At 42.3% G+C, this 19,612-nt stretch carries 17 protein-coding genes; 14 read left to right on the forward strand and 3 right to left on the reverse strand.

Annotated features, from left to right (window positions below; translation table 11 throughout):
- The first annotated feature begins 8 nt into the window (after positions 1–8).
- The 4 genes from J7I96_RS18770 (at position 9) to J7I96_RS18785 (ending at position 4,782) form a co-directional block, all read left to right on the forward strand.
- Positions 9–1,577, forward strand: a complete 1,569-nt coding sequence (locus tag J7I96_RS18770) for a SagB family peptide dehydrogenase (RefSeq protein WP_214924186.1) — start codon at positions 9–11, stop codon at positions 1,575–1,577.
- A 168-nt stretch (positions 1,578–1,745) separates the two neighbouring features.
- Complete coding sequence (gene pdxR, locus J7I96_RS18775; RefSeq protein WP_214924184.1) at positions 1,746–3,176, forward strand: MocR-like pyridoxine biosynthesis transcription factor PdxR; 1,431 nt, start codon at positions 1,746–1,748, stop codon at positions 3,174–3,176.
- Positions 3,177–3,939: 763 nt separating this feature from the next.
- Positions 3,940–4,134, forward strand: coding sequence for a hypothetical protein (locus J7I96_RS18780; RefSeq protein ID WP_095391551.1), 195 nt, complete (start codon positions 3,940–3,942; stop codon positions 4,132–4,134).
- A 198-nt stretch (positions 4,135–4,332) separates the two neighbouring features.
- Entirely contained in the window at positions 4,333–4,782 is a 450-nt protein-coding gene (locus J7I96_RS18785) for a YfmQ family protein (RefSeq protein ID WP_214924182.1), read from the forward strand.
- 96 nt (positions 4,783–4,878) lie between these two features.
- Here the strand turns inward: J7I96_RS18785 and J7I96_RS18790 are convergent, their stop codons facing one another.
- The 3 genes from J7I96_RS18790 to J7I96_RS18800 all read right to left on the reverse strand — a co-directional run bounded on the left by J7I96_RS18790 (position 4,879) and on the right by J7I96_RS18800 (position 8,133).
- The gene (locus J7I96_RS18790) at positions 4,879–5,721 is read right to left on the reverse strand and encodes a MurR/RpiR family transcriptional regulator (protein ID WP_214924180.1); all 843 of its coding nucleotides are present in this window, start codon (positions 5,719–5,721) and stop codon (positions 4,879–4,881) included.
- 152 nt (positions 5,722–5,873) lie between these two features.
- Entirely contained in the window at positions 5,874–6,566 is a 693-nt protein-coding gene (locus J7I96_RS18795; RefSeq protein ID WP_214924177.1) for an N-acetylmannosamine-6-phosphate 2-epimerase, read from the reverse strand.
- A 31-nt stretch (positions 6,567–6,597) separates the two neighbouring features.
- Positions 6,598–8,133: a maltose/glucose-specific PTS transporter subunit IIC gene (locus J7I96_RS18800; protein ID WP_214924174.1), complete on the reverse strand. Its 1,536-nt coding sequence runs from the start codon at positions 8,131–8,133 to the stop codon at positions 6,598–6,600.
- Between the two features lie 360 nt (positions 8,134–8,493).
- On the opposite strand from J7I96_RS18800, the gene J7I96_RS18805 reads away from it, so the two are divergent.
- From J7I96_RS18805 to J7I96_RS18850, 10 genes are all read left to right on the forward strand, one after another.
- Positions 8,494–8,844, forward strand: a complete 351-nt coding sequence (locus J7I96_RS18805) for a DUF2294 domain-containing protein (RefSeq protein ID WP_202312510.1) — start codon at positions 8,494–8,496, stop codon at positions 8,842–8,844.
- 192 nt (positions 8,845–9,036) lie between these two features.
- Positions 9,037–10,074 (forward strand): ABC transporter substrate-binding protein, encoded by a 1,038-nt coding sequence (locus J7I96_RS18810; protein ID WP_214924172.1) that lies wholly within the window; start codon positions 9,037–9,039, stop codon positions 10,072–10,074.
- A 21-nt stretch (positions 10,075–10,095) separates the two neighbouring features.
- Complete coding sequence (locus J7I96_RS18815; RefSeq protein WP_214924170.1) at positions 10,096–11,025, forward strand: nucleoside hydrolase; 930 nt, start codon at positions 10,096–10,098, stop codon at positions 11,023–11,025.
- Between the two features lie 24 nt (positions 11,026–11,049).
- On the forward strand, positions 11,050–11,874 hold the full coding sequence (locus J7I96_RS18820) for an ABC transporter permease (protein ID WP_057278330.1): 825 nt from the start codon (positions 11,050–11,052) through the stop codon (positions 11,872–11,874).
- 6 nt (positions 11,875–11,880) lie between these two features.
- The gene (locus tag J7I96_RS18825) at positions 11,881–12,669 is read left to right on the forward strand and encodes an ABC transporter permease (RefSeq protein ID WP_048687496.1); all 789 of its coding nucleotides are present in this window, start codon (positions 11,881–11,883) and stop codon (positions 12,667–12,669) included.
- A 15-nt stretch (positions 12,670–12,684) separates the two neighbouring features.
- On the forward strand, positions 12,685–13,749 hold the full coding sequence (locus J7I96_RS18830; RefSeq protein WP_214924168.1) for an ABC transporter ATP-binding protein: 1,065 nt from the start codon (positions 12,685–12,687) through the stop codon (positions 13,747–13,749).
- Between the two features lie 16 nt (positions 13,750–13,765).
- Positions 13,766–15,484 (forward strand): adenine deaminase, encoded by a 1,719-nt coding sequence (locus J7I96_RS18835; RefSeq protein ID WP_214924166.1) that lies wholly within the window; start codon positions 13,766–13,768, stop codon positions 15,482–15,484.
- Positions 15,485–15,671: 187 nt separating this feature from the next.
- Positions 15,672–15,824 (forward strand): hypothetical protein, encoded by a 153-nt coding sequence (locus tag J7I96_RS18840; protein WP_153246156.1) that lies wholly within the window; start codon positions 15,672–15,674, stop codon positions 15,822–15,824.
- 645 nt (positions 15,825–16,469) lie between these two features.
- Positions 16,470–18,374: an endonuclease MutS2 gene (locus J7I96_RS18845; protein WP_214924164.1), complete on the forward strand. Its 1,905-nt coding sequence runs from the start codon at positions 16,470–16,472 to the stop codon at positions 18,372–18,374.
- A gap of 818 nt (positions 18,375–19,192) precedes the next feature.
- On the forward strand, positions 19,193–19,606 hold the full coding sequence (locus J7I96_RS18850) for an Rrf2 family transcriptional regulator (protein ID WP_214924163.1): 414 nt from the start codon (positions 19,193–19,195) through the stop codon (positions 19,604–19,606).
- The last annotated feature ends 6 nt before the right edge of the window (positions 19,607–19,612 follow it).

Raw genomic sequence — 19,612 nt, forward strand, 5'->3', positions numbered from 1 at the left:
GTTGGAGGATGAGTCTAGAGGCATTTTTGCACAATTTACATTTTGATATCGAAAAGGCAAGTCCGCCAAATTGGGAAGTGGATTGGGATGATGCGCCGCTAACGTATAAGCTTTACCGTGACTTGCCTGTTGTTCCGCTATCATTGGAGGTGCCGCTGACGCTCGAGGGGGAAAGCGGGCCTTCAAAGCAGGACCTCGAAGGAATCGGTCATTTCCTCTGGTATGCCTATGGCCTGACCCAAGTCAGTCAGGTACCGAGATCCTCGGAATCTGAGGACCTCATGCAGTCATTCCGGCGTTTTCCGCCATCAGGGGGAGCTTTGTATCCAAGCGAATTATACGTATATTTGAAGATTGAGGGATTACCTGCTGGCGTATACCATTATGATGCGGCACACCACCGGCTGGTTTTGCTGCGGGAAGGGAATTTCGATTCATATATAACAAAGGCTCTTGGTGGAACCATTGATATGTCCGCTTGCTTTGGCACGGTTTTCGTATCGACGATGTTTTGGAAAAACTTCTATAAATATAATAACTTTTCATACCGTCTGCAAGGTCTTGATGCAGGCGTGCTTCTTGGACAGTTGCTCGAAGTGGCGAAACGCTTTGGAATCGCTGCCGGGGTGTACTTCCAATTCCTTGATCGGGCCATCAATCATCTGCTCGGGCTTTCGGAGGAGGAAGAGAGCACGTATGCGGCAATCCCCTTATCGGCAGAGCCTTCTTGGAGATTTAGGGAAGAAGGAAGTATGGACCGACCTGTCACTTCGACGGAATTATTGCTGGAATTGAAGGGAATTCAGACTGAACACTATGTTCGGTCGCAGAGGATCAGGGAATTTCCGATGCTGACCAAAATGAATGAAGCATCCATGATCGAATCCACCCAATCATTCCGGCGGATCCATCCAAAGAATGGGGCGGAATCAGAAGGGGAAATTGTAGCCCTTCCTATCGTGAAGCGGTTGTGCTATGACTTCGCATCGGTTTGCCGGAAGCGGTTTTCACCTGAAATGGACTTTGTACTCGGGAAAGTCAGTCAATCGCAACTGGCCGCTCTCCTGCAGGAGGCAACCGCTTCGTTCTCCTATCGAAATGACTTGGATGGAACAAACGGGAACAACGGAAATCGCGTATCCCTCTATGCTTGTTTATATAATGTGGAAGACATACAAGATGGTGCCTACCATTATGACAGCATGACACATTCATTACGGCAGATACAACCAGGAGATCATCGGCTCCTATTGCAATACGGAATGTCCCTCGATATCATGAACTTTCAGCAAGTGCCGATCTGCATACATGTAGTTGGTGAGCGGGACCATTCCAAAACGCAACTTGGATATAGAGGATACCGCATCCAGCAAATGGAGGCGGGGATGCTCGTTCAGAAATTACTGCTGGCGTCGTCAGCCCTCGGAATGAATGGGCACCCGCTGCTCGGCTTTGATGTGAATATGTGTGATGAACTTTATAAGATAGACGGCCCGCAAAGGAAAACGAGCCTGATTCAAATCCCGATCGGACACTATCTGAACCGCCCTTGGCTGAAGGGTAGTCTGCATAGTTGAAGAAGACGAAACGAAAGTCTCCATTTCATTTAAGGAATGGAGGCTTTCGTTTTTATATTACAGTGTGGCAGAGTGCAATAATCTCTGCTGAAGATTATACTGAATGAATAGTAGATAAAGTTATTAATGCAGTACGCTTTTAACTAAACATTTTAAAGGATGTAGCTTATGGAATGGAAAACGGACAGAAAATCCAAGAAGCCTTTATATAAACAAATAGCCGCTTACATCGAGAGTGGCATAGCTGATGGAACGTTCCTATTGGATAAGCCGTTACCGTCTGAACGCTTCCTGGCAAGTGAACTGGGAGTTAACAGAAGTACAGTTGTTGCGGCTTATGATGAATTGGAAGCGAATGGGCTGATTGAACGAAAAAAAGGAAGCGGAACGATGATCAGCAAGGATATCTGGGGAATTACCCGAAAACGTATCCCTAGCTGGAATAGATATATCGAAGCGGGATCTTTTTTGCCCAATATGCCAGTAACCCAAAAAATACGTAAAGAGACGGAAGGGCATAACCTTATTAACCTAGCTAGCGGGGAGCTTTCAGAAGACTTATTTCCAGTCCAATCCTTGCGTGAAATCATTTCCAATAGATCCTTCATTGGTAGCTTAGGTTATGATCATCCTCAAGGCAATGCGGTTTTAAGGGAAACGATAGCCAATCATGTTAAACAGTATAGGAGAATTGACACGGATCCATCTTCTATACTCATTACTTCTGGTGCACAGCAAGCCCTGCATCTGGTGGTCCAATGCTTGTTAAAGCCAGGGGATGCCGTTGTATTGGAAGATCTATCATATAGTTACAACCTTCCCATCTATCAATCCGCAGGGCTAAGAACCTTTCCTTTGCCGGTTGATAAAGATGGCATCAACCCAGAGGATTTACTGGAACTCCATAAAAAACATCGGATCAGGATGATTTTTTTGAACCCTATATTTCAAAACCCTACAGGAACTGTCCTTCATATCAACCGCCGTAAAAGGATTCTTGAGCTTTCATCCGAATATGGAATACCGGTCATAGAAGACGATCCTTATAGTTTAACGTCCTTTGCCGGGGAAGAAATTTCCACTCTTAAATCGATGGACAACAACGGAAATGTTTTATACATAAGCTCTTTATCAAAAATTGTTGCTTCCGGTTTAAGAATTGGGTGGATCATTGGACCGAAATCAGTCATAGATAGACTATCGGATGCTAAGCAGCAGGTTGACTTCGGTCATGGATCATTCACTCAATGGATAGCGAATGATTTTTTGGATTCAGATTATTTTCCTGCCCATCTTGCCGGCTTAAGGAGGCAACTGGGAAAAAGAAGGGATGCAATGGTTTCGAGTCTTCAACAATTCCTGCAAAAGGAAGTAGATTATTATTCGCCAAATGGCGGAATTCATTTGTGGTGTAAGCTGAAAGTGCCATTGAACGAAATAAAGTTACTGGAGGAATCCATCAAAAGAGGAGTCATATATGTTCCGGGTTCAACGCTAGGTACAAATAAGGAATACGTACGCTTTACATTTGGAAGGGAAAATGAGGATTCCATTCACGAAGGCATCAAAAGGTTTGCAGAGGCGGTAAAAAGTTTATAATCATATGATTCCAGACTGTAGACAAACTTGATGAAATATCAATTTGCCTGCAGTTTTTTTATTAAAAAGTGTTGATTTCAGAAATCCGCTCCCTTTCCGCCGACTGTCTGCCAAGCCTCCTCGACGCAAGCGTCTGTGGGGTCTCGGCTAGCCAGTTTTTCGGCAGGAGCGTTGTAAATTTCTACCATCCATTAAGGATTACAGGAAAAAAACATGAAGGATAAACTAGTCTTAAAGAGGGTTTGGTATAAGACGTGCCATCAGTTTCTTCTTTTAAAAACACAAAGTTGATTGGAACAGAAGGTACGAGACTCCCGCGGAAAGCGGGTGCCTGGAGTGAAAATCAATGTTCCTATTTTACAAACCCACAAAAAAGCTGTCGGCAAAAATTATTATCTAGTTTGGAAACAAAAGGGTTCTATCTAAATAAAACCAAGTTGATTGGAACGGAAGGTACGAGACTCCTGCGGGAAAAGCGCGTCAAAGAGAGACCCCGCAGGCGCTTGCGCTGAGGAGGCTCCCGGACCGCCCGCGGAAAGCGAGTACCTGGAGTGGAAATCAACAAGTGGATGGTGGAAATTTCACTGAATTGGATGGTCCTAAAAATGGTTGTTCTTTTATTATAGAGGGGAAGGGTTTTACTAATATATTTACTCAGTAAACACAAAGAGCAATCTTAATGTAGTTACACTGCGATATACGATGAGATTTGGTGTGATCTTAAATCAAGGAAATGGAAAATAATATTGGGAGGCGTTGATTCATGACGGTAAGTGTAATAGCAGTGGTGGTCATTAGTTTAGTTGCCCTGGTCGGCACCCTTTCATTAACGGGGAAAAGTGATAGTGATTATTCTGCAGCAACGAGAGGAAATTTATTGAACCTTAGTTATATTTATATCGGTCTCGCCCTAGTATTAACTGTGGGCATCATCTACTTCGTAATAAAATCAGCCTAAGATACCGTAATAGCCTATCAAAATGAATAGGAATGTGAACTTGTTCACAAACATGACGAAAATATGAACAAAAAGAATCTGATCGATACCTGGAAACAATACTTTTGCAAGCTGAGTGAAAAATCCTTTCAACATAATTATGGATGAAAAATATATAGATGAATCATTAAATAATAGTTGTAGTGGAGATGATCAAATATGACATGGCCTGTATTGATTTTGACAATTATCTTAAGTTTGCTTAAATTATTGGTTACCTGTCTTCCAACCGATGCCGTGAATTGGATTATGAGTAAATTTAAAATACATTCAGAAATTAGTGACGCGGATGCAATCGTGACCTTTGATGGAAAGCGTTTGGAAGGTGAAGGTAAAATTCAAGTGCTTAATTATTTTAACGAAGCTAAGTTTTTGAAAAAAAATCATATATTTCCCGGGAACGAGAAATTGTTTTTACATCCAGAGAACAGTGGGACTCCCATTATAATGGATGTAAAAAGAGGGAAAAACGATGTTAGATTATATGTGTTCATTTACAACGACCATGTGGACGTAGTCAAACAGTACAAGAATAAAGTAGTGGCGTATAGTCTTCTTTCGGAGAGCCTTCAAGAACGTTCCATGCCAGTAATAAGGAATTTAGTTTAAAAGGAATAAAAGTGAACTGCATCCCAATTGGAGATGCAGTTTCTTTATGAAGAATAACGAAAAGGACTATCGCTGGTAACTTTCAGATGCCGAAAGTCAGTCGTTCTCGGTTAATACCTTTAAAGTCTTTTCCCTGATGCTTATCCGGTTTTTATAATCTTTAGCTACCAACTCTGTATATAATAAATCAAAAAGCAATAGGAGCGGAAGCAATGGAGAGATGTTTTGTCCCATATGCATGCTGTTTTTGCTTGTGACCAATAGTGTTAGGTCGCCAAGCTGGGAGAGCGCGGAATTCTTATCTCCAGTAAAGACCAAGATGCATGCGCCTTGCTTCTTTGCGATTTTAACTGCAGAAATCACTTCTTTCGTCGTTCCGGAAATGGAAATGCCGATGACAACACTATTCTCGTTACTTAAAGCTGCATCCATCATGGACTGATGGGGGTCTGTAATGGCTTCGACAGTTAAGCCGATACGAAAGAACTTGGACTTGAACTCCTGGGCGGCTATACCAGAACTCCCTATTCCATATACATGAATCTTATTTGCCTTTGTAAGGAAAGAGACAGCTTTTTGGATATTGTCATATGTCGTTATATGAAAGGTATTATCAATGATACCTAAGTGATCTTGATACAGTTTAGCGAAATAATCCACCTGCTTGATGTTCTTCATGTTTTTCGGCGTACTTTGGAGATCTACGAACCTTTTTAACTCATGCCTGAACTCATTAAACCCAGAAAAGGCTAACTTCTGGCAGAAACGCGTAATGGTTGCAGGTGAAATATGAAGCTTTTTAGCTATTTGACTGATCGTTAACTGACTTACTTCTTCAGGGCGCTGCAGAATATAATGGGCCAATTCTTCCTCTGTTTTGGTGAACTTGTCCATGCTGCATTCTATGCCATATATGAGGTTTTCTGCTAGGTATTCCATTTGATCACCCATTTCGGATTTCTTATCTGTATTTATAGTTTAATGTATCCAGTAGGTACGTCAATAACCGGAGGAATGGAAACAGGAATATGAAAAAGAAAAGACCCAAACTGTTGTTGCCAGTCTGGGTCTTTTCATTACTATGCCATGTTCTATTCTTGGATGGCATCCACGAATCTTTTGGTGATTTGCTGCGGCCTGGTAATGGCACCGCCCACCACTACTGCATGGACGTTCATATCCAATACAGAGCGGGCGATTTCTGGTGTGATGACATTTCCTTCCGCGATCACTTTCGCTTGTTTCACTGCTTTTACAATCTCTTTGAGCACAGCATAGTCATCCTGATATATTTTCTTGCCGAGCGTTTCGTTCGTATAGCCGTATAAAGTGGGCGCCACAATATCGAATCCTAAATCGTCCGCGTATTTGGCTTCCTCAATGGTGGATACATCCGCCATTAGCAGGACATCCGGATATTTTGCTCTTATTTCACCATAAAACTGCTTTAACGTTTTACCGTCCGGCCTTACCCGGGCTGTAGCATCCGTCGCAATGATTTCCGCTTTGGTTTCCATCAATGCATCAATTTCGGCCATGGTGGGAGTGATATAGACATCGTTTTGTCCATACACCTGTTTAATGATCCCTATGACTGGAAGGTCCACATTTTTCTTGATTTCCATTATGTCAGCTACAGAGTTTGCGCGAATGCACTTCGCACCGCCTTCTTTGGCAGCAATGGCCATGCGTCCCATAATGAAAGAGCTGTGCAGCGGCTCATTCTCCAATGCTTGACATGATACAATTAAGCCTTTGTGAATTTTATCCAGCACCTGTTGCATGTTTAACACGTCCTTATCGTTGTCTATATTCTCAATGACCCAAGAATTCTTCCACTTCATTTTTGATGATCGTCACTTGGGGACCGTAAACTATTTGAATGCCGTTTCCTTTTTTTACGACACCTTTTGAACCGGTTTGTTTAATGACGTCTTCTTTCACCAATGATTCATCCTTTACCGTGACACGGAGACGGGTTGCACAGCAATCGACTATCTCGATATTTTCCTGTCCGCCCAATCCGTTAACGATGGTCTGGGTTCTCTCAGATGCCGTTACTTGTGTAACAGCGGCCTGTTCATCATCTTCACGGCCAACCACTTTCAAATTCTTCTTCCTGATCAAGAATTTAAAAGTGAAGTAGTATAGGAAAAACCACGGAATTCCGACGAAAAGTACATAAATCCAGTTTGTTTTACTGATGCCCTGGAGTATCCCGAATAAGGTGAAATCAATAAATCCTCCTGAGAAGGTTTGACCGATCGTTATATTGAATATATCTGCCATCATGAAGGCAAGTCCGTCAAACAAGGCATGAAATACATAAAGGATCGGTGCGACAAATAAGAAACTGAATTCAAGCGGTTCGGTGATGCCTGTTAAGAAAGAGGTCAAGGCAGCTGAAAGCAGCAAACCGGCCACGATTTTCTTATTTTTAGGTTTAGCGCAGTGGTAAATGGCCAATGCAGCGCCAGGCAGACCAAACATCATCGTGATGAACCGTCCCGACATGAACCGGGAAACACCCTCATAATACTTGACGGTAGTTGGGTCGGCCAATTGGGCAAAGAAGATGTTCTGGGTCCCGCTGACAAGCTGCCCTTTAATCTCCATCGTTCCGCCTAAAGCTGTCTGCCAGAAGGGAAGGTAAAAAATATGGTGCAGCCCTAAAGGCCCGAGCATCCGTAATATGAATCCGTAAAAGAAAGTCCCGATCGTACCTGTGCTCGTTACCAGCGCACCTAATTGGTTGATGAAAAGTTGGAAATAAGGCCATACGATAAAAAGCACGGCTCCAACCAAGATGGATGCGAAGGAAACGACGATGGGAATGAAACGGGAACCCCCGAAAAACCCTAACACTTGCGGAAGCTGAATTTTATTATATTTATTGTGCAAAAGTGCGGCAACGATCCCTACTACGATCCCGCCGAACACACCGGTCTCCAGTGTCTGGATCCCGACCGCCATTCCTTGTCCGGCACCTGCCAAATTCTCTTTGGCAAGTTCCCCGTTTATTTGAAGCAGTGCATTTATTGAACTGTTCATGACGAAATAGCCGATCATCGCTGCCAATGCAGCCGTTCCTTTATCCGAACGTGCCAGGCCTACTGCAACACCTACGGCAAAAATAACCGGCAAGTTGCCGAATACGATGCTTCCTGCAGAACTCATGATCGTGAAAATGGCCTGCAGCCAAGCAAAGTCTAAAAATGGATAAGCCTCAACTGTATTTGGATTGGAAAGAGCACCGCCAATTCCGAGCAATAAACCGGCTGCTGGCAAAACGGCAATCGGGAGCATAAAAGATTTACCGAACTGCTGCGCTTTCTCGAAAGCTTTCTTCATAATGATTCCTCCCTCATTTAACGAGCCTTTGATACTCTTTATTTTCTATCGCTTTATACTAGCTATATTAAATCCCTTTGAGAGCGTTTTCAATGCGATGCAAGGTTATATCAACTGTTTTCAATCTTGTGCTTATTTCTCTGAAAATGTTTTCATTAATAGAAGGTGCTGGATTGGATAAAAAGTTATATGAATATATTGAAATCTTTATTGCTTATTTTTATAATTCGTGTATTGGTGAGTAAATGTACTATTTAATAAGAAAAAACATTTTTTTTGTGCAAAATCCGAATATTATCTTGTGCAATCAAAAAAAAGTATATATAATTACCTCAAACGATAGTTTGGCAGGTGATAGTCATCTTACCGATAAACGCTAACGAAACGAAGAAATTGCTTTCTCATATGTATAATGAGGTATCGAAGGAATTGTTCGGCTTTGGTACGACGCTGCTGAAGGTTACTGTTGAGCAGAATGTGATTACATTTCAGGCCAAACATCGACGTGCCCCGCGCTCCGAAGCTTTGGAAGGGGAAGTTCCCAGCCTGAAGCAGGAGGTTGACTTCCATATGTCCCTGCTTTATAAAAAGAAACTGAAACAAAAGCTGGAAACGCAAACTGATTGGGATATCGAAGCTGTCCTGAGGGATTATGACTCAGCGACACAGCTGGCATTCACCAATATAGTATTGAAGGAAAAAAATATATAATCATATAAATGGATTTCCCTTCGGATTTATCTGGAGGGGACGCCACTAGAGAACCAAATGATAAGTTTTATCTTTGTTTACAAAGAAAAGACAATCTTGGGTAGAATTTCAATTCTATTTAAGATTGTCTTTTTTTACATGTAAATCAGTAAAAAGGAAATTTTAAACAATATGAACTTGGAGGTTTGGATGATGAAAAAAATATTGATGATGTTATCACTGTTCACATTAGTTTTAGCTGCATGTTCTTCAAAGGATGATGGAAAGGAAAAACCAGCGAAATTAGTCGTTTCCACTTGGGGATTCGCCGATGATTTCTTCCGTCCTGAAGTCTATGAGCCATTTGAAAAGAAGCATAATGTCGAGATTGTCGTTGATTCAGGAAATAATGCAGATCGATTGAACAAAGTGCGCCAAGCGAATAGCGATGTGGATGTTATCTATTTATCCGACTACTATGCACAGCAGGGCATCGATGAAGGGTTATTTGAGAAAGTTGACCATAATAAAATTCCGAATATTGGTAATATATACGACAAAGCAAAAGCACCGAATGGCGCTGAGTATGGACCAGCCTATACCATTGCACAATTTGGGGTTGCCTATAATCCCGATGAATTGAGTAAACCGATCACCTCTTGGAAGGATCTTTGGAGCAAGGATATGGAAGGGAAGATCACGATCCCATCCATCACTTCGACAACTGGACCGATGTTTTTGGATGCCGCTTCAAAAGTTAGCGGAAGTGAAGAGTTCAATGAAGATAAAGCCTTCGATCAAATGAAAAAGATCATGCCGAATGCGGTTAAGGAATATGGGCAAACATCAGAGTTCGTCAACATGTTCTCGCAAGGGGAAATCGCTGCTGGCCCGATCATGGAAATGTATTTTGGCGATTTACAGGAAGCCGTTCCCAATGCTAAGTTCATATCCCCTGAAGAGGGCGGCTACGCCGTGATGAATACGGTGAATATTGTTAAAGCCAGCGATCAAAAAGAATTGGCAGGCGAATTCATGAATTACATCTTAAGCAAGGAAGTTCAGGAAAAATCAGCGAAAGCGAAAGTGGATTCTCCTGTCAATACGGAAGTCAAGCTCTCTAAAACGGAAGCGAAAGGCTTAACCTATGGGGCTGAAGTCATTGACAGCCTGCGTGTATTGGACATGAAGTTCGTTAATGAAAACTCGAAACAATGGATCGATCGTTGGAATCGTGAGCTTACACACTAAGAAAGAAACGAGGTGTGCTTGATGAAGAAAAAAATGATTCTTGATGTGGATACTGGAATAGATGATGCGATCGGGATCATTCTTGCTGTCAAAAGCCGTCAATTCGACATATTGGCGGTCACAACAGTGAACGGGAATGTATCACTTGATACGGCCACATTGAATACATGCAAAATAATGGATTTATTGAATGAACAGGACATTTCAGTCATAAAGGGGGCAGATAGTCCAATTATCAGGAGCCCCTTTTTTGAACACCGGATCCATGGCGAAGACGGGATTGGCGGAGCCTTGAAGGATATGCCAGTCAAAAAGCGGCCTGATGATGGATTTGCTTCTGATTTCATCATCAATTCCATTTTAAATTTTCCTGGTGAAGTGACTCTTGTCATGACGGGACCTCTTACGAATTTGGCATTGGCGGTGAAAAAATGTCCGCAAATCACCAAGCTCGTTAAAGAAGTCATTTTCATGGGCGGAGTGATCAAAGGGGTTGGCAATGTCACGCCGACCTCTGAATATAACACGTATGTCGATCCTGAAGCAGCCAAAATCGTATTACAGGCTGGATTCGCATCCATCACGCAAGTTGGTCTTGATGTCACGAGAAAGGTTCTATTGGGTGAAGAGCATATCGAATCGATTCAAAACCATGAACTTGCTGACTATATAAGGCAAAGTACATCTGATTATCGGAAAAGGTATATTGAACGTAACGGCATATGGGCATGTGCGATGCATGATCCATTGGCTGTAGCCATTGCCTTGCAAGAAGATCTTGTCACCAGAGAAGAATATTATGTGGATGTTGAAACAAAAAGCGAGCTTTGTGACGGACAGATGGTTTGCGACTTTCAAAATAGGCTGATGAAGCAGCCGAATGCGCATGTATGTCTGGACGTCGATGCGGAAGCGTTTTTCGACCTGTTCATTCGCATAATCAATTCATAAATAATACGAACAGGGGGTTCCGAGGTGAAGAAACGCTATCTATACCTGCTGCTGTTACCAGGCGTTCTATTTTTAACGATTTTCATGATCATTCCGATCCTAATGACGATTGGCACGACCTTTTTCCATGAAGGCGGCGGTTTTTCCATACAAGGATATCTCGATTTTTTCCAAGACCGATACTTTATTGAAATTCTGCTGACGACACTTAGGGTGAGTCTGTTCACGACAATCATTTGCATTCTATTGGGATTTCCAGCAGCTTATTATATTTCAAAACTGAAACAACGAAAAAAAGCCATCATGCTTTTACTGACGATCTTCCCGCTATTAACAAGCCCTGTTGTCCGCTCATTCAGCTGGATGGTGATCATCGGTAAAAATGGTGTCGTGAATAAATTGCTTATGGGCATGGGCTTGATTGAAAAACCGCTTGATATATTGTACACGCCCACTGCCATCATCATCGGATTGGTCCATTTATTCCTGCCATTGATCATCGTGACGCTGGTGGGTGTGATGGAGAACATCGAGACGGACTTATTAAAAGCGGCGGAAAGCCTTGGAGCATCAAGATTGGCCGTATTCTCAAAAGTGATCATTCCGCTTTCGGTTCCAGGTTTGGTCATTGGCAGCATCCTTGTTTTCGTAGGAAGCTTCACGGCGTATACCACTCCTGCTTTATTAGGCGGGAAACAGCGGGTCATTTCGACCTTTCTTTATCAAAACGCGATTACATTGAACGAATGGCAAGTGGCATCGATAGTCGCTACGATAATGATTGCCGTGACCGTTCTGATCATATCGATCATGAATGGTTTGGCAAAAAAATTAAATCCAAAGGGGTAGAGGTGTATGCAGGAAAAAAATCGAGGATTGGCCCTGTTTACATTCCTGGTGTTCCTTTTTTTACTAGGGCCTTTGCTTATCATATCCGTTACGTCATTTGAAGGCGGAAATATTTTGAAGTTCCCGCCAGAAGAGTTTTCTTTCAGATGGTACGAAAATATTTTTAATGTGGACATGTTTTTGGTCGCTTTTAAAACGTCCATCCTTGTTTCACTCGGAGGCAATCTTTTGGCACTGTTACTGGGAGTGCCGGCTGCCTATGCATTAAGCCGGTTTGATTTCAAAGGGAAAAGCGTGATAAATGCCTTTTTCGTTTCTCCGATATTAATACCGGGAATTGTGCTGGGCTTTGCGTTTTTACGTTATATTGTGGGGACTTATCAGCTTCCGATATATGCGGCCCTTTTTGTGGGACATACTGTTATCATGCTGCCGTTCATCATCCGTGTGATTTCTTCAAGCTTATCAAACTTTGACTTTTCGATTGAAGAAGCGGCCGAGAGTCTCGGAGCGAGTAAATTGGGCACATTCTTTACAGTCGTCCTCCCGAATATAAAATCAGGAATTCTGGCGGCAGTCATGATCGCCTTCTTGGAATCCTTCAATAATGTAGACATTTCAGTTTATATGACAGGCCCTGGGGTAAGTACGTTTCCGATTCAGATGCTGACGTATGTGGAGAACTACTTCGATCCCACCATTTCGGCCATTTCCGTATTGCTCATGTTCATAACGGCTTTCTTCATGTTTATAGTAGAACGTCTCATGGGATTGTCTTATTTCACAAAACGATAAAGGAGGTAATGATGGATGGCTTTATTCACTTTACAAGATATATCTGTAGCCTATAACAAACAGAATATATTAAAGGATTTCAATCTTGAGATTGAAAAAGGGAAACTGGTATCCCTTCTTGGCCCGAGCGGCTGTGGGAAAACGACGACTCTAAGGTTGATTGCCGGTTTTTTACAGGCGAATGAAGGAAAGTTTTTATTCAAGGAAAAGGACTATACGAAAGTGCCCGTCAACAAGCGGAATTTTGGCTTTGTGTTCCAAAACTATGCATTATTTCCGCATTTGTCGATATTCGATAATATTGCATTCGGTCTCCGTCTGAGAAAGAATTCAAAAAGTGAAATCGAAAAAAAGGTAATGAATGTACTCGAGATCGTTAACTTGAAAGGTTTTGAAAAACGATATCCCCAAGAGCTTTCCGGAGGGCAAAAGCAGCGGGTCGCGATTGCCAGGGCACTGGTGATTGAGCCGGACATCCTCTTATTTGACGAGCCATTGAGTAATCTTGATGCCAACTTAAGGGTGAATATGAGAGTCGAGATTCGCCGTATCCAACAAGAGCTGGGGATTACAACGGTATACGTTTCCCATGACCAGGAAGAGTGCTTTTCGATATCCGACCAGGTGGCGATCATGAATAAAGGCATCATCGAGCAGCTTAGTGATCCCGCGACCATTTACAAATATCCTGAAACCAAATTTGTTGCGGACTTCATCGGCTTCAAGAACTTCATTGAATTCGATAAGCGTACAGATCATGACGGTAAAATCGAACTGAACAAATCCGGATACTCATTTGTGCTGCACAAGGATCCGCAGATGGCCAATTCAACGGGGAAAATAGGCGCCATCAGACCGGACGATCTGCTGATCAGGGAAAAAGATAACACGGGAGCTGTTCAGGAAAATAGTTTATCTGGCCGGGTCAAGGTAAGTACCTATCTTGGAAGAAGCTATCAATATGTCGTTGAAACTCCAATTGGGGATTTCACTGTGAACAAGGAAATGGCGGAATCCTATCGGACGGGCCAGGAAATCATCCTTGAAATTCCAAGAAACCAGATGGTGCTTGTTGACTAGCTTAGGAGGGTAAGTTATGCGAATGGATATGCTTGTAAAGGATATCAACGTGTTTAACAGCTATTTTAAAAGATTCATTAAAGGGAATGCAGCCATCAAGGATGGAAAGTTCTATTATATTGGAGAACGTGGATTGGATGCCTTCGAGCCGGATACAATCGTCGATGGACAAGGGAAGTATATGATTCCAGGTTTGATCGATATCCATCTCCACATTGAAAGTACGATGGTGACGCCTGCGACTTTTTCCTACGGGTTAATCAAAAATGGCGTGACGACAATCGTGCCGGAACCGCATGAAATGGCCAATGTTTTCGGCATTTCCGGAGTGAAGGAAATGATCAAAGCAAGTCAAGATTGCGTAGCGGATATGTTTTATGCCATCCCGAGTTCGGTTCCTGCGACATCGATGGAAACAACAGGCGGTTCGATCGAAAAAGAAGATATAGACGAATTGATGCAAACCGAGGACATTATATGTCTCGGTGAGATCATGAATTACTATGAGGTCATAACCGACCCGGATTGCAAAACGAATAAGATCTTGTCCCATATCCGTTCCCGTTATCCAGATTTGATCATAGAGGGGCACGTTCCAAAGCTGCTCGACTTGGACTTGCAAAAGATCATTAATGCCGGGGTGAATTCAGATCATACACACCAGACCGTGGAAGGGATGGATGAGAGGATCGCTGCCGGGATGTTCATTGAGATTCAAGAGAAATCAATGACTGAAGAAGTGATGGATTACTTGAAGGAAAATCAGGTGGATGAACATTTCTGCTTTGTCACCGATGATGTCATGACCGATTCTTTCCAAAACAGAGGACATCTGAACGTCCTTTTAAAGAAAGCCGTTCAAATGGGGATGACTCCGGAAAAAGCCATTTATGCATGCACCTATACACCTGCACAGCGGATGCGGATGTATGACCGCGGCGCCATTGCACCTGGAAAAGCAGCAGATTTCCTGCTGCTATCGGATTTGAAAACATTTGAAATTGAACAAGTATACAAAAAAGGTGAACTGGTTTATGAATCTTCACGGCCATATATTCAAGAAGTGAAGGAAAAACAATTTCCTGAGCATTTCTATCAAAGTGTGAAACTTGCGGAACTTACCGAAAACGACTTTAACATCACGATCCCGGATGGGGTTCAAAACAGCAAGTGCCGGATCATAAACGTGCAGAACGGTTCTACCTTCACATCTGAAACCCAAGATCGTATCGAAGGGAAGAATGGTCAATTATGCTGGGAAGAAAGCCCTTATGGTTTAATCGCCACATTCGAACGATACGGGAAAAACGGTAATCGGGCGCACGGGCTGATCACCGGCGATGTATTGAAGCGTGGAGCTGTCGCCACAACCTATTCGCATGATAACCATAATCTTCTTGTGATTGGCCATAATAAGCAGGATATGATGATTGCCGCTAACGAAGTGATAAGGAAGCAAGGCGGTGTCTGCTGCGTCCACGATGGCAAAATCCTATCGATGATTCCCCTGCCGGTTGGAGGGATTCTTTCCGAAGAGCCGATGGACATCGTGTCAAAGCAGGTTCAGCACCTGACAGATGCACTTAAGTCGTTAGGCTACGAACATTATAATGTCATCATGTCATTAAGCACCTTATCGCTTCCTGTCAGCCCGGCTCTGAAAATAACCGACCATGGATTGATCAACGTGAACGAAGGGAAAACAGTCCCTCTCATGATGAGTGATGAAGCTTAAACCGAAAAGGGGATTATCCAATGGATAATCCCCTTTCTTAATGCGGCAAATGTTAGCTGGACCTGTTTATTTTCATATAATTACCATTAAGGTAAAAATATGATAAAATAGAGGAACAACTGAGGATAGAGTGGTAGGTCACGCTTTGCTTTTCCATCTAATGATAGATTGGAAAGGAGGTGACCGCTTGATTCATTTCTTATTGAACTTGATTACAGATATGGGTAAAGAGATATTTGTTGCTGTAGCAACCAGTCTTATCCTGTCTATGTTCGCCAAGAAACGGAAAAAGAACCACTCATCCTCCCAAGATGGCAATGGTTCTTCTTCTGACGATTAATTAAGTTAGTTGTGACCAACCACTCTTGCTAGTTGTCAGCCTCATGTTAGCGCATGAGGCTGTTTTTAGTTTATGTCAATATAAGGATAACATACCCCGATTTTAAAGTAAATATTCAGACAATGAAAAGGGAGTACCATGGGCTTGGCTGCATTTTTTTTTGAATCTTTTAAATTTGGAAAGCCGCAAAAATAAATTGACTCTTTCTTACTGATATGGTATGTTAATTCCAATCTAAGAAAAGGTGTGGTGTTTTATGTCGGGAGTAGGTATCAACTAATTTAGTTGAATAAGGTATTTAATCACTGTTATGTCAGTGGATTAAGTATGCCTTTTTTTACAGTGCAATTCTGCATTGTGAATACCTACCTTAAGACTGCTTCCTTTTCCATAAATCGTGTAACATGCAGGTGTTACGGCGAAAAGCATGGTGGGATTTGTCCTATCATGCTTTTTTGTGTACGCAGGTCTATTCGAGCTGCCCAATTTGTTATCGATTTTAGGTACTTATCCATGGATAAGGCCGATGCCCGCAGGAGCTTTCTACTCAAATGGCTTGTTCATTTGTAAAGGTAGGGGGACCATTGCGGGCATTTTTTGGATTCGGGAATTTCATTCACTCACTCATTCAAGGAGGAACATTTGATGAATACAATGACATATGAAAAATTACAATATAACCAACTCAAGGAAATGGTCAAAAACCATTGCGTAAGCGGTTTAGGAAAGGCGTTATTGGATCAGCTTAAGCCGAGCAGCACCTTGAAGGTCGTTAAAAATCGTTTGAACGAGACAACGGAGGCAAGGAACTTACTGAATGCGGAAAGCCATATTCCCTTAAAGGGCATATCACATATTGGCCTCCATATCGACAAACTGGAAAAAGGAATGATTTTGGAGCCGTCAGAGTTAGTGGCGATAGCAGACTTCTTAAGAGGCTGCAGGAATATCAAGAAATTCATGACCGATAAAGAATTCTTTGCACCGACACTGCATTCGTACGCCCGCTCCATGACTGAATTCAGGAGCATCGAAGAAGAAATCCAATTCACCATAAAGGGAAATGCTGTCGTTTCCGAAGCAAGCAAGGACCTGAAACGGATCAGGAACCAAATCATCAAGACGGAAAGTAAAATAGAGGAACGGCTGAATAAGTTCTTGAAGAGCGGAGCCAATAAAGAGTTCATTCAGGAATTTTTCATCAGTAAAAAGGATGATCGCTACACCATCCCGATCAAGGCCTCCTATAAAAATCAGGTGGCCGGAACAATCGTGGAAGTATCGGCAAAAGGGGCTACCGTGTTCATTGAACCTGCCTCAGTCACGAAATTGAATGTAGAATTGGCAAGCTTAAAAGCGGAGGAATCGATGGAAGAGTACCAACTTTTGGCCACATTATCCGGAACGGTTTTCGAACAGCTGAAACCGATCAAGATAAACATCGAGTTGATCAGTCAATATGACATGATCTTCGCAAAAGCCAAGTTCAGTAAAAGCATGGATGCCATCGAACCGAAAATCAATGATCACGGTTATATTAAATTAACAAGCTGTAGGCATCCACTATTGCCGCAAGACAGCGTACCTTTGGATTTTGAAATCGGTAAGGACTATCGCAGCTTGATTATTACAGGCCCTAATGCCGGGGGGAAAACTGTCGTCCTGAAAACGATCGGCATCCTTACCTTGGCTGTCATGTCAGGACTGCATGTTGCCGGGAAAGAGGGAACGGAGCTTGCCGTCTTCGATCAAGTATTCGTCGATATCGGTGATAATCAAAGCCTGGAAAATGCACTGAGCACGTTTTCATCGCATATGAAAAACATCTCGGAAATCATGGGGGCAATAACCAATAACTCCTTGCTGCTATTCGATGAAATCGGGAGCGGAACGGAACCGAATGAAGGAGCCGCATTGGCGATCAGCATCCTTGAGGAATTTTATCAGCGTGGCTGCATAACCGTTGCGACGACCCATTATGGTGAAATCAAGCGCTATTCGGAAATACACAGTGATTTCATGAATGCGGCCATGCAATTCAACAGTGAAACACTTGAGCCAAAATACAAGCTGTTGATCGGTCAATCCGGTGAAAGCAATGCCCTTTGGATAGCCAAAAAAATGAATGTCCGTGAAAAGGTTCTGCAAAAGGCAAAGCTCTATATCGAAAATAAAGACTACGACTTGGAGCGTGTCCAGGAAAGTAAAATCAAAAAAGCGAAGCCAGCGGCCGTTCCTAAGGAATCAGCTTATGAATATGAAGTCGGCGACAAAGTGAAGGTAAGCGAACTGAACGGATACGCGATCGTTTATAAGAAAAAGGATTCCTTCAATAATGTCACCGTACTTTTCGAAGATACCTTCAAGGAAGTTCATGCCAATAAGCTCGAGCTCGATATAAAGGCTGTCGATTTATATCCTGAAGGCTATGATCTTAATACTTTATTTGTCAGCTACAAAGAAAGGAAATTGAACCATGACTTAGAACGGGGATCAAAAAAGGCGCTAAAGAACGTAGCAGCGGATATCCGGAAGAAGCTTGGTGAATAACCAGGGATGGTTTATGAACGGGAAAAACCAAATCCTGATGACTAATGAAAATGTAATACAGCGGCAGTGATAACCGTGTTCCAACCCAAAAGTTAGTCATCGGCAGGGTATGAGTTCTGTATGAACAGGGCTCATACCCTTAATTTTGTCTTAATTTCTCGTGTGAAGAAGGAAGGATTAGGCTCTAGACGCAGAGATAAAAGGTATTAAATAATTAAAAAATCAATTAGAGATGAACGATAAAAATAAGAAAGGGATACATGCAACATCTCGTTGTTAGTATCACCTAGATATTTAGCTTTTTACATCTTTTGAATGACCAAACATCTTTAAAATAAAAATTGAACTTAGAAAAAGTAATGGTATTCCTACAACAAAATAATAAATACCTTTGGGCATATACATATCAAAGAAATATAAAAATAATACTACCCAGAGAAATAGGACAATATATTTTTTTGAGTTTTTCATTATTAATCATCCTTTGAATTTAATATCTATCAACCTAGCAAAGCCAATTGCTCGGTTAAGTTAAACACCCCAATACCTAGAATGAAAATCACAGTTTACTTAACCTTGTTTCCAAAATAAACGATTTTAATAGACGGTGGGTTCCAAGTATGACCAGTACAATTTCAGTAATGATACGGATCTCCTTGTTTAGAGGAAGCGATGTCGACATTACTTTTTCGTGTGGGTTGTAGGCTTGTTGATCAACCGTTAGGTGAGGTAAGAAAGTTTGCGGTTTTTCGTAGCTTGAGTTACAATCAATTACGGATATTAAAAGTCTGTAATAGTTTTAATTATGAGGTGCATCAATGAAGTATTCAAAGGCAACCAATTATGCACTACATACAATGGTGCATTTAACGATGGAACCAAAAGGTCAGGCGGTAAGCGTGGATCAGCTGGCACACATGCAGGATTTGTCTCCGACGTACTTGTCGAAGATTTTGACGAAGCTTGTGAAGGCTGGATTGATTGAATCAGTGCCAGGGGCAAAAGGCGGCTACAGCATTTCCCGCCGCGCGCAGGACATTTCATTTCTGGATGTTATTGAAGCGGTGGAGGGGCAGTCGGTGCTGTTCAACTGTGGGTTTGACCATGACGAAAGCGAATGTTTAATTGAACGCGTGATGATCGAGGCGGAAGGCAACATGAAGAAAGAGTTGGCTGGACGGACGATTCAGAGCATTGCGGAGCAAAGTAGGGAGACAAAAAAAGAAAAATAAATTTTT

This window comes from Bacillus sp. ISL-78, from assembly GCF_018613455.1.
Classification (GTDB): Bacteria; Bacillota; Bacilli; order Bacillales; family DSM-1321; genus Peribacillus; species Peribacillus frigoritolerans.

Bases quoted from the DNA above. Each gene is read 5' to 3' on its own strand.
- J7I96_RS18785 (WP_214924182.1), top strand. From the start codon at position 4,333: ATGACATGGCCTGTATTGATTTTGACAATTATCTTAAGTTTGCTTAAA.
- pdxR (WP_214924184.1), top strand. From the start codon at position 1,746: ATGGAATGGAAAACGGACAGAAAATCCAAGAAGCCTTTATATAAACAA.
- J7I96_RS18790 (WP_214924180.1), bottom strand. From the start codon at position 5,721: ATGGAATACCTAGCAGAAAACCTCATATATGGCATAGAATGCAGCATG.
- J7I96_RS18770 (WP_214924186.1), top strand. From the start codon at position 9: ATGAGTCTAGAGGCATTTTTGCACAATTTACATTTTGATATCGAAAAG.
- J7I96_RS18815 (WP_214924170.1), top strand. From the start codon at position 10,096: ATGAAGAAAAAAATGATTCTTGATGTGGATACTGGAATAGATGATGCG.
- J7I96_RS18780 (WP_095391551.1), top strand. From the start codon at position 3,940: ATGACGGTAAGTGTAATAGCAGTGGTGGTCATTAGTTTAGTTGCCCTG.
- J7I96_RS18810 (WP_214924172.1), top strand. From the start codon at position 9,037: ATGAAAAAAATATTGATGATGTTATCACTGTTCACATTAGTTTTAGCT.
- J7I96_RS18800 (WP_214924174.1), bottom strand. From the start codon at position 8,133: ATGAAGAAAGCTTTCGAGAAAGCGCAGCAGTTCGGTAAATCTTTTATG.
- J7I96_RS18850 (WP_214924163.1), top strand. From the start codon at position 19,193: ATGAAGTATTCAAAGGCAACCAATTATGCACTACATACAATGGTGCAT.
- J7I96_RS18835 (WP_214924166.1), top strand. From the start codon at position 13,766: ATGCGAATGGATATGCTTGTAAAGGATATCAACGTGTTTAACAGCTAT.
- J7I96_RS18830 (WP_214924168.1), top strand. From the start codon at position 12,685: ATGGCTTTATTCACTTTACAAGATATATCTGTAGCCTATAACAAACAG.
- J7I96_RS18825 (WP_048687496.1), top strand. From the start codon at position 11,881: ATGCAGGAAAAAAATCGAGGATTGGCCCTGTTTACATTCCTGGTGTTC.
- J7I96_RS18795 (WP_214924177.1), bottom strand. From the start codon at position 6,566: ATGCAACAGGTGCTGGATAAAATTCACAAAGGCTTAATTGTATCATGT.
- J7I96_RS18845 (WP_214924164.1), top strand. From the start codon at position 16,470: ATGAATACAATGACATATGAAAAATTACAATATAACCAACTCAAGGAA.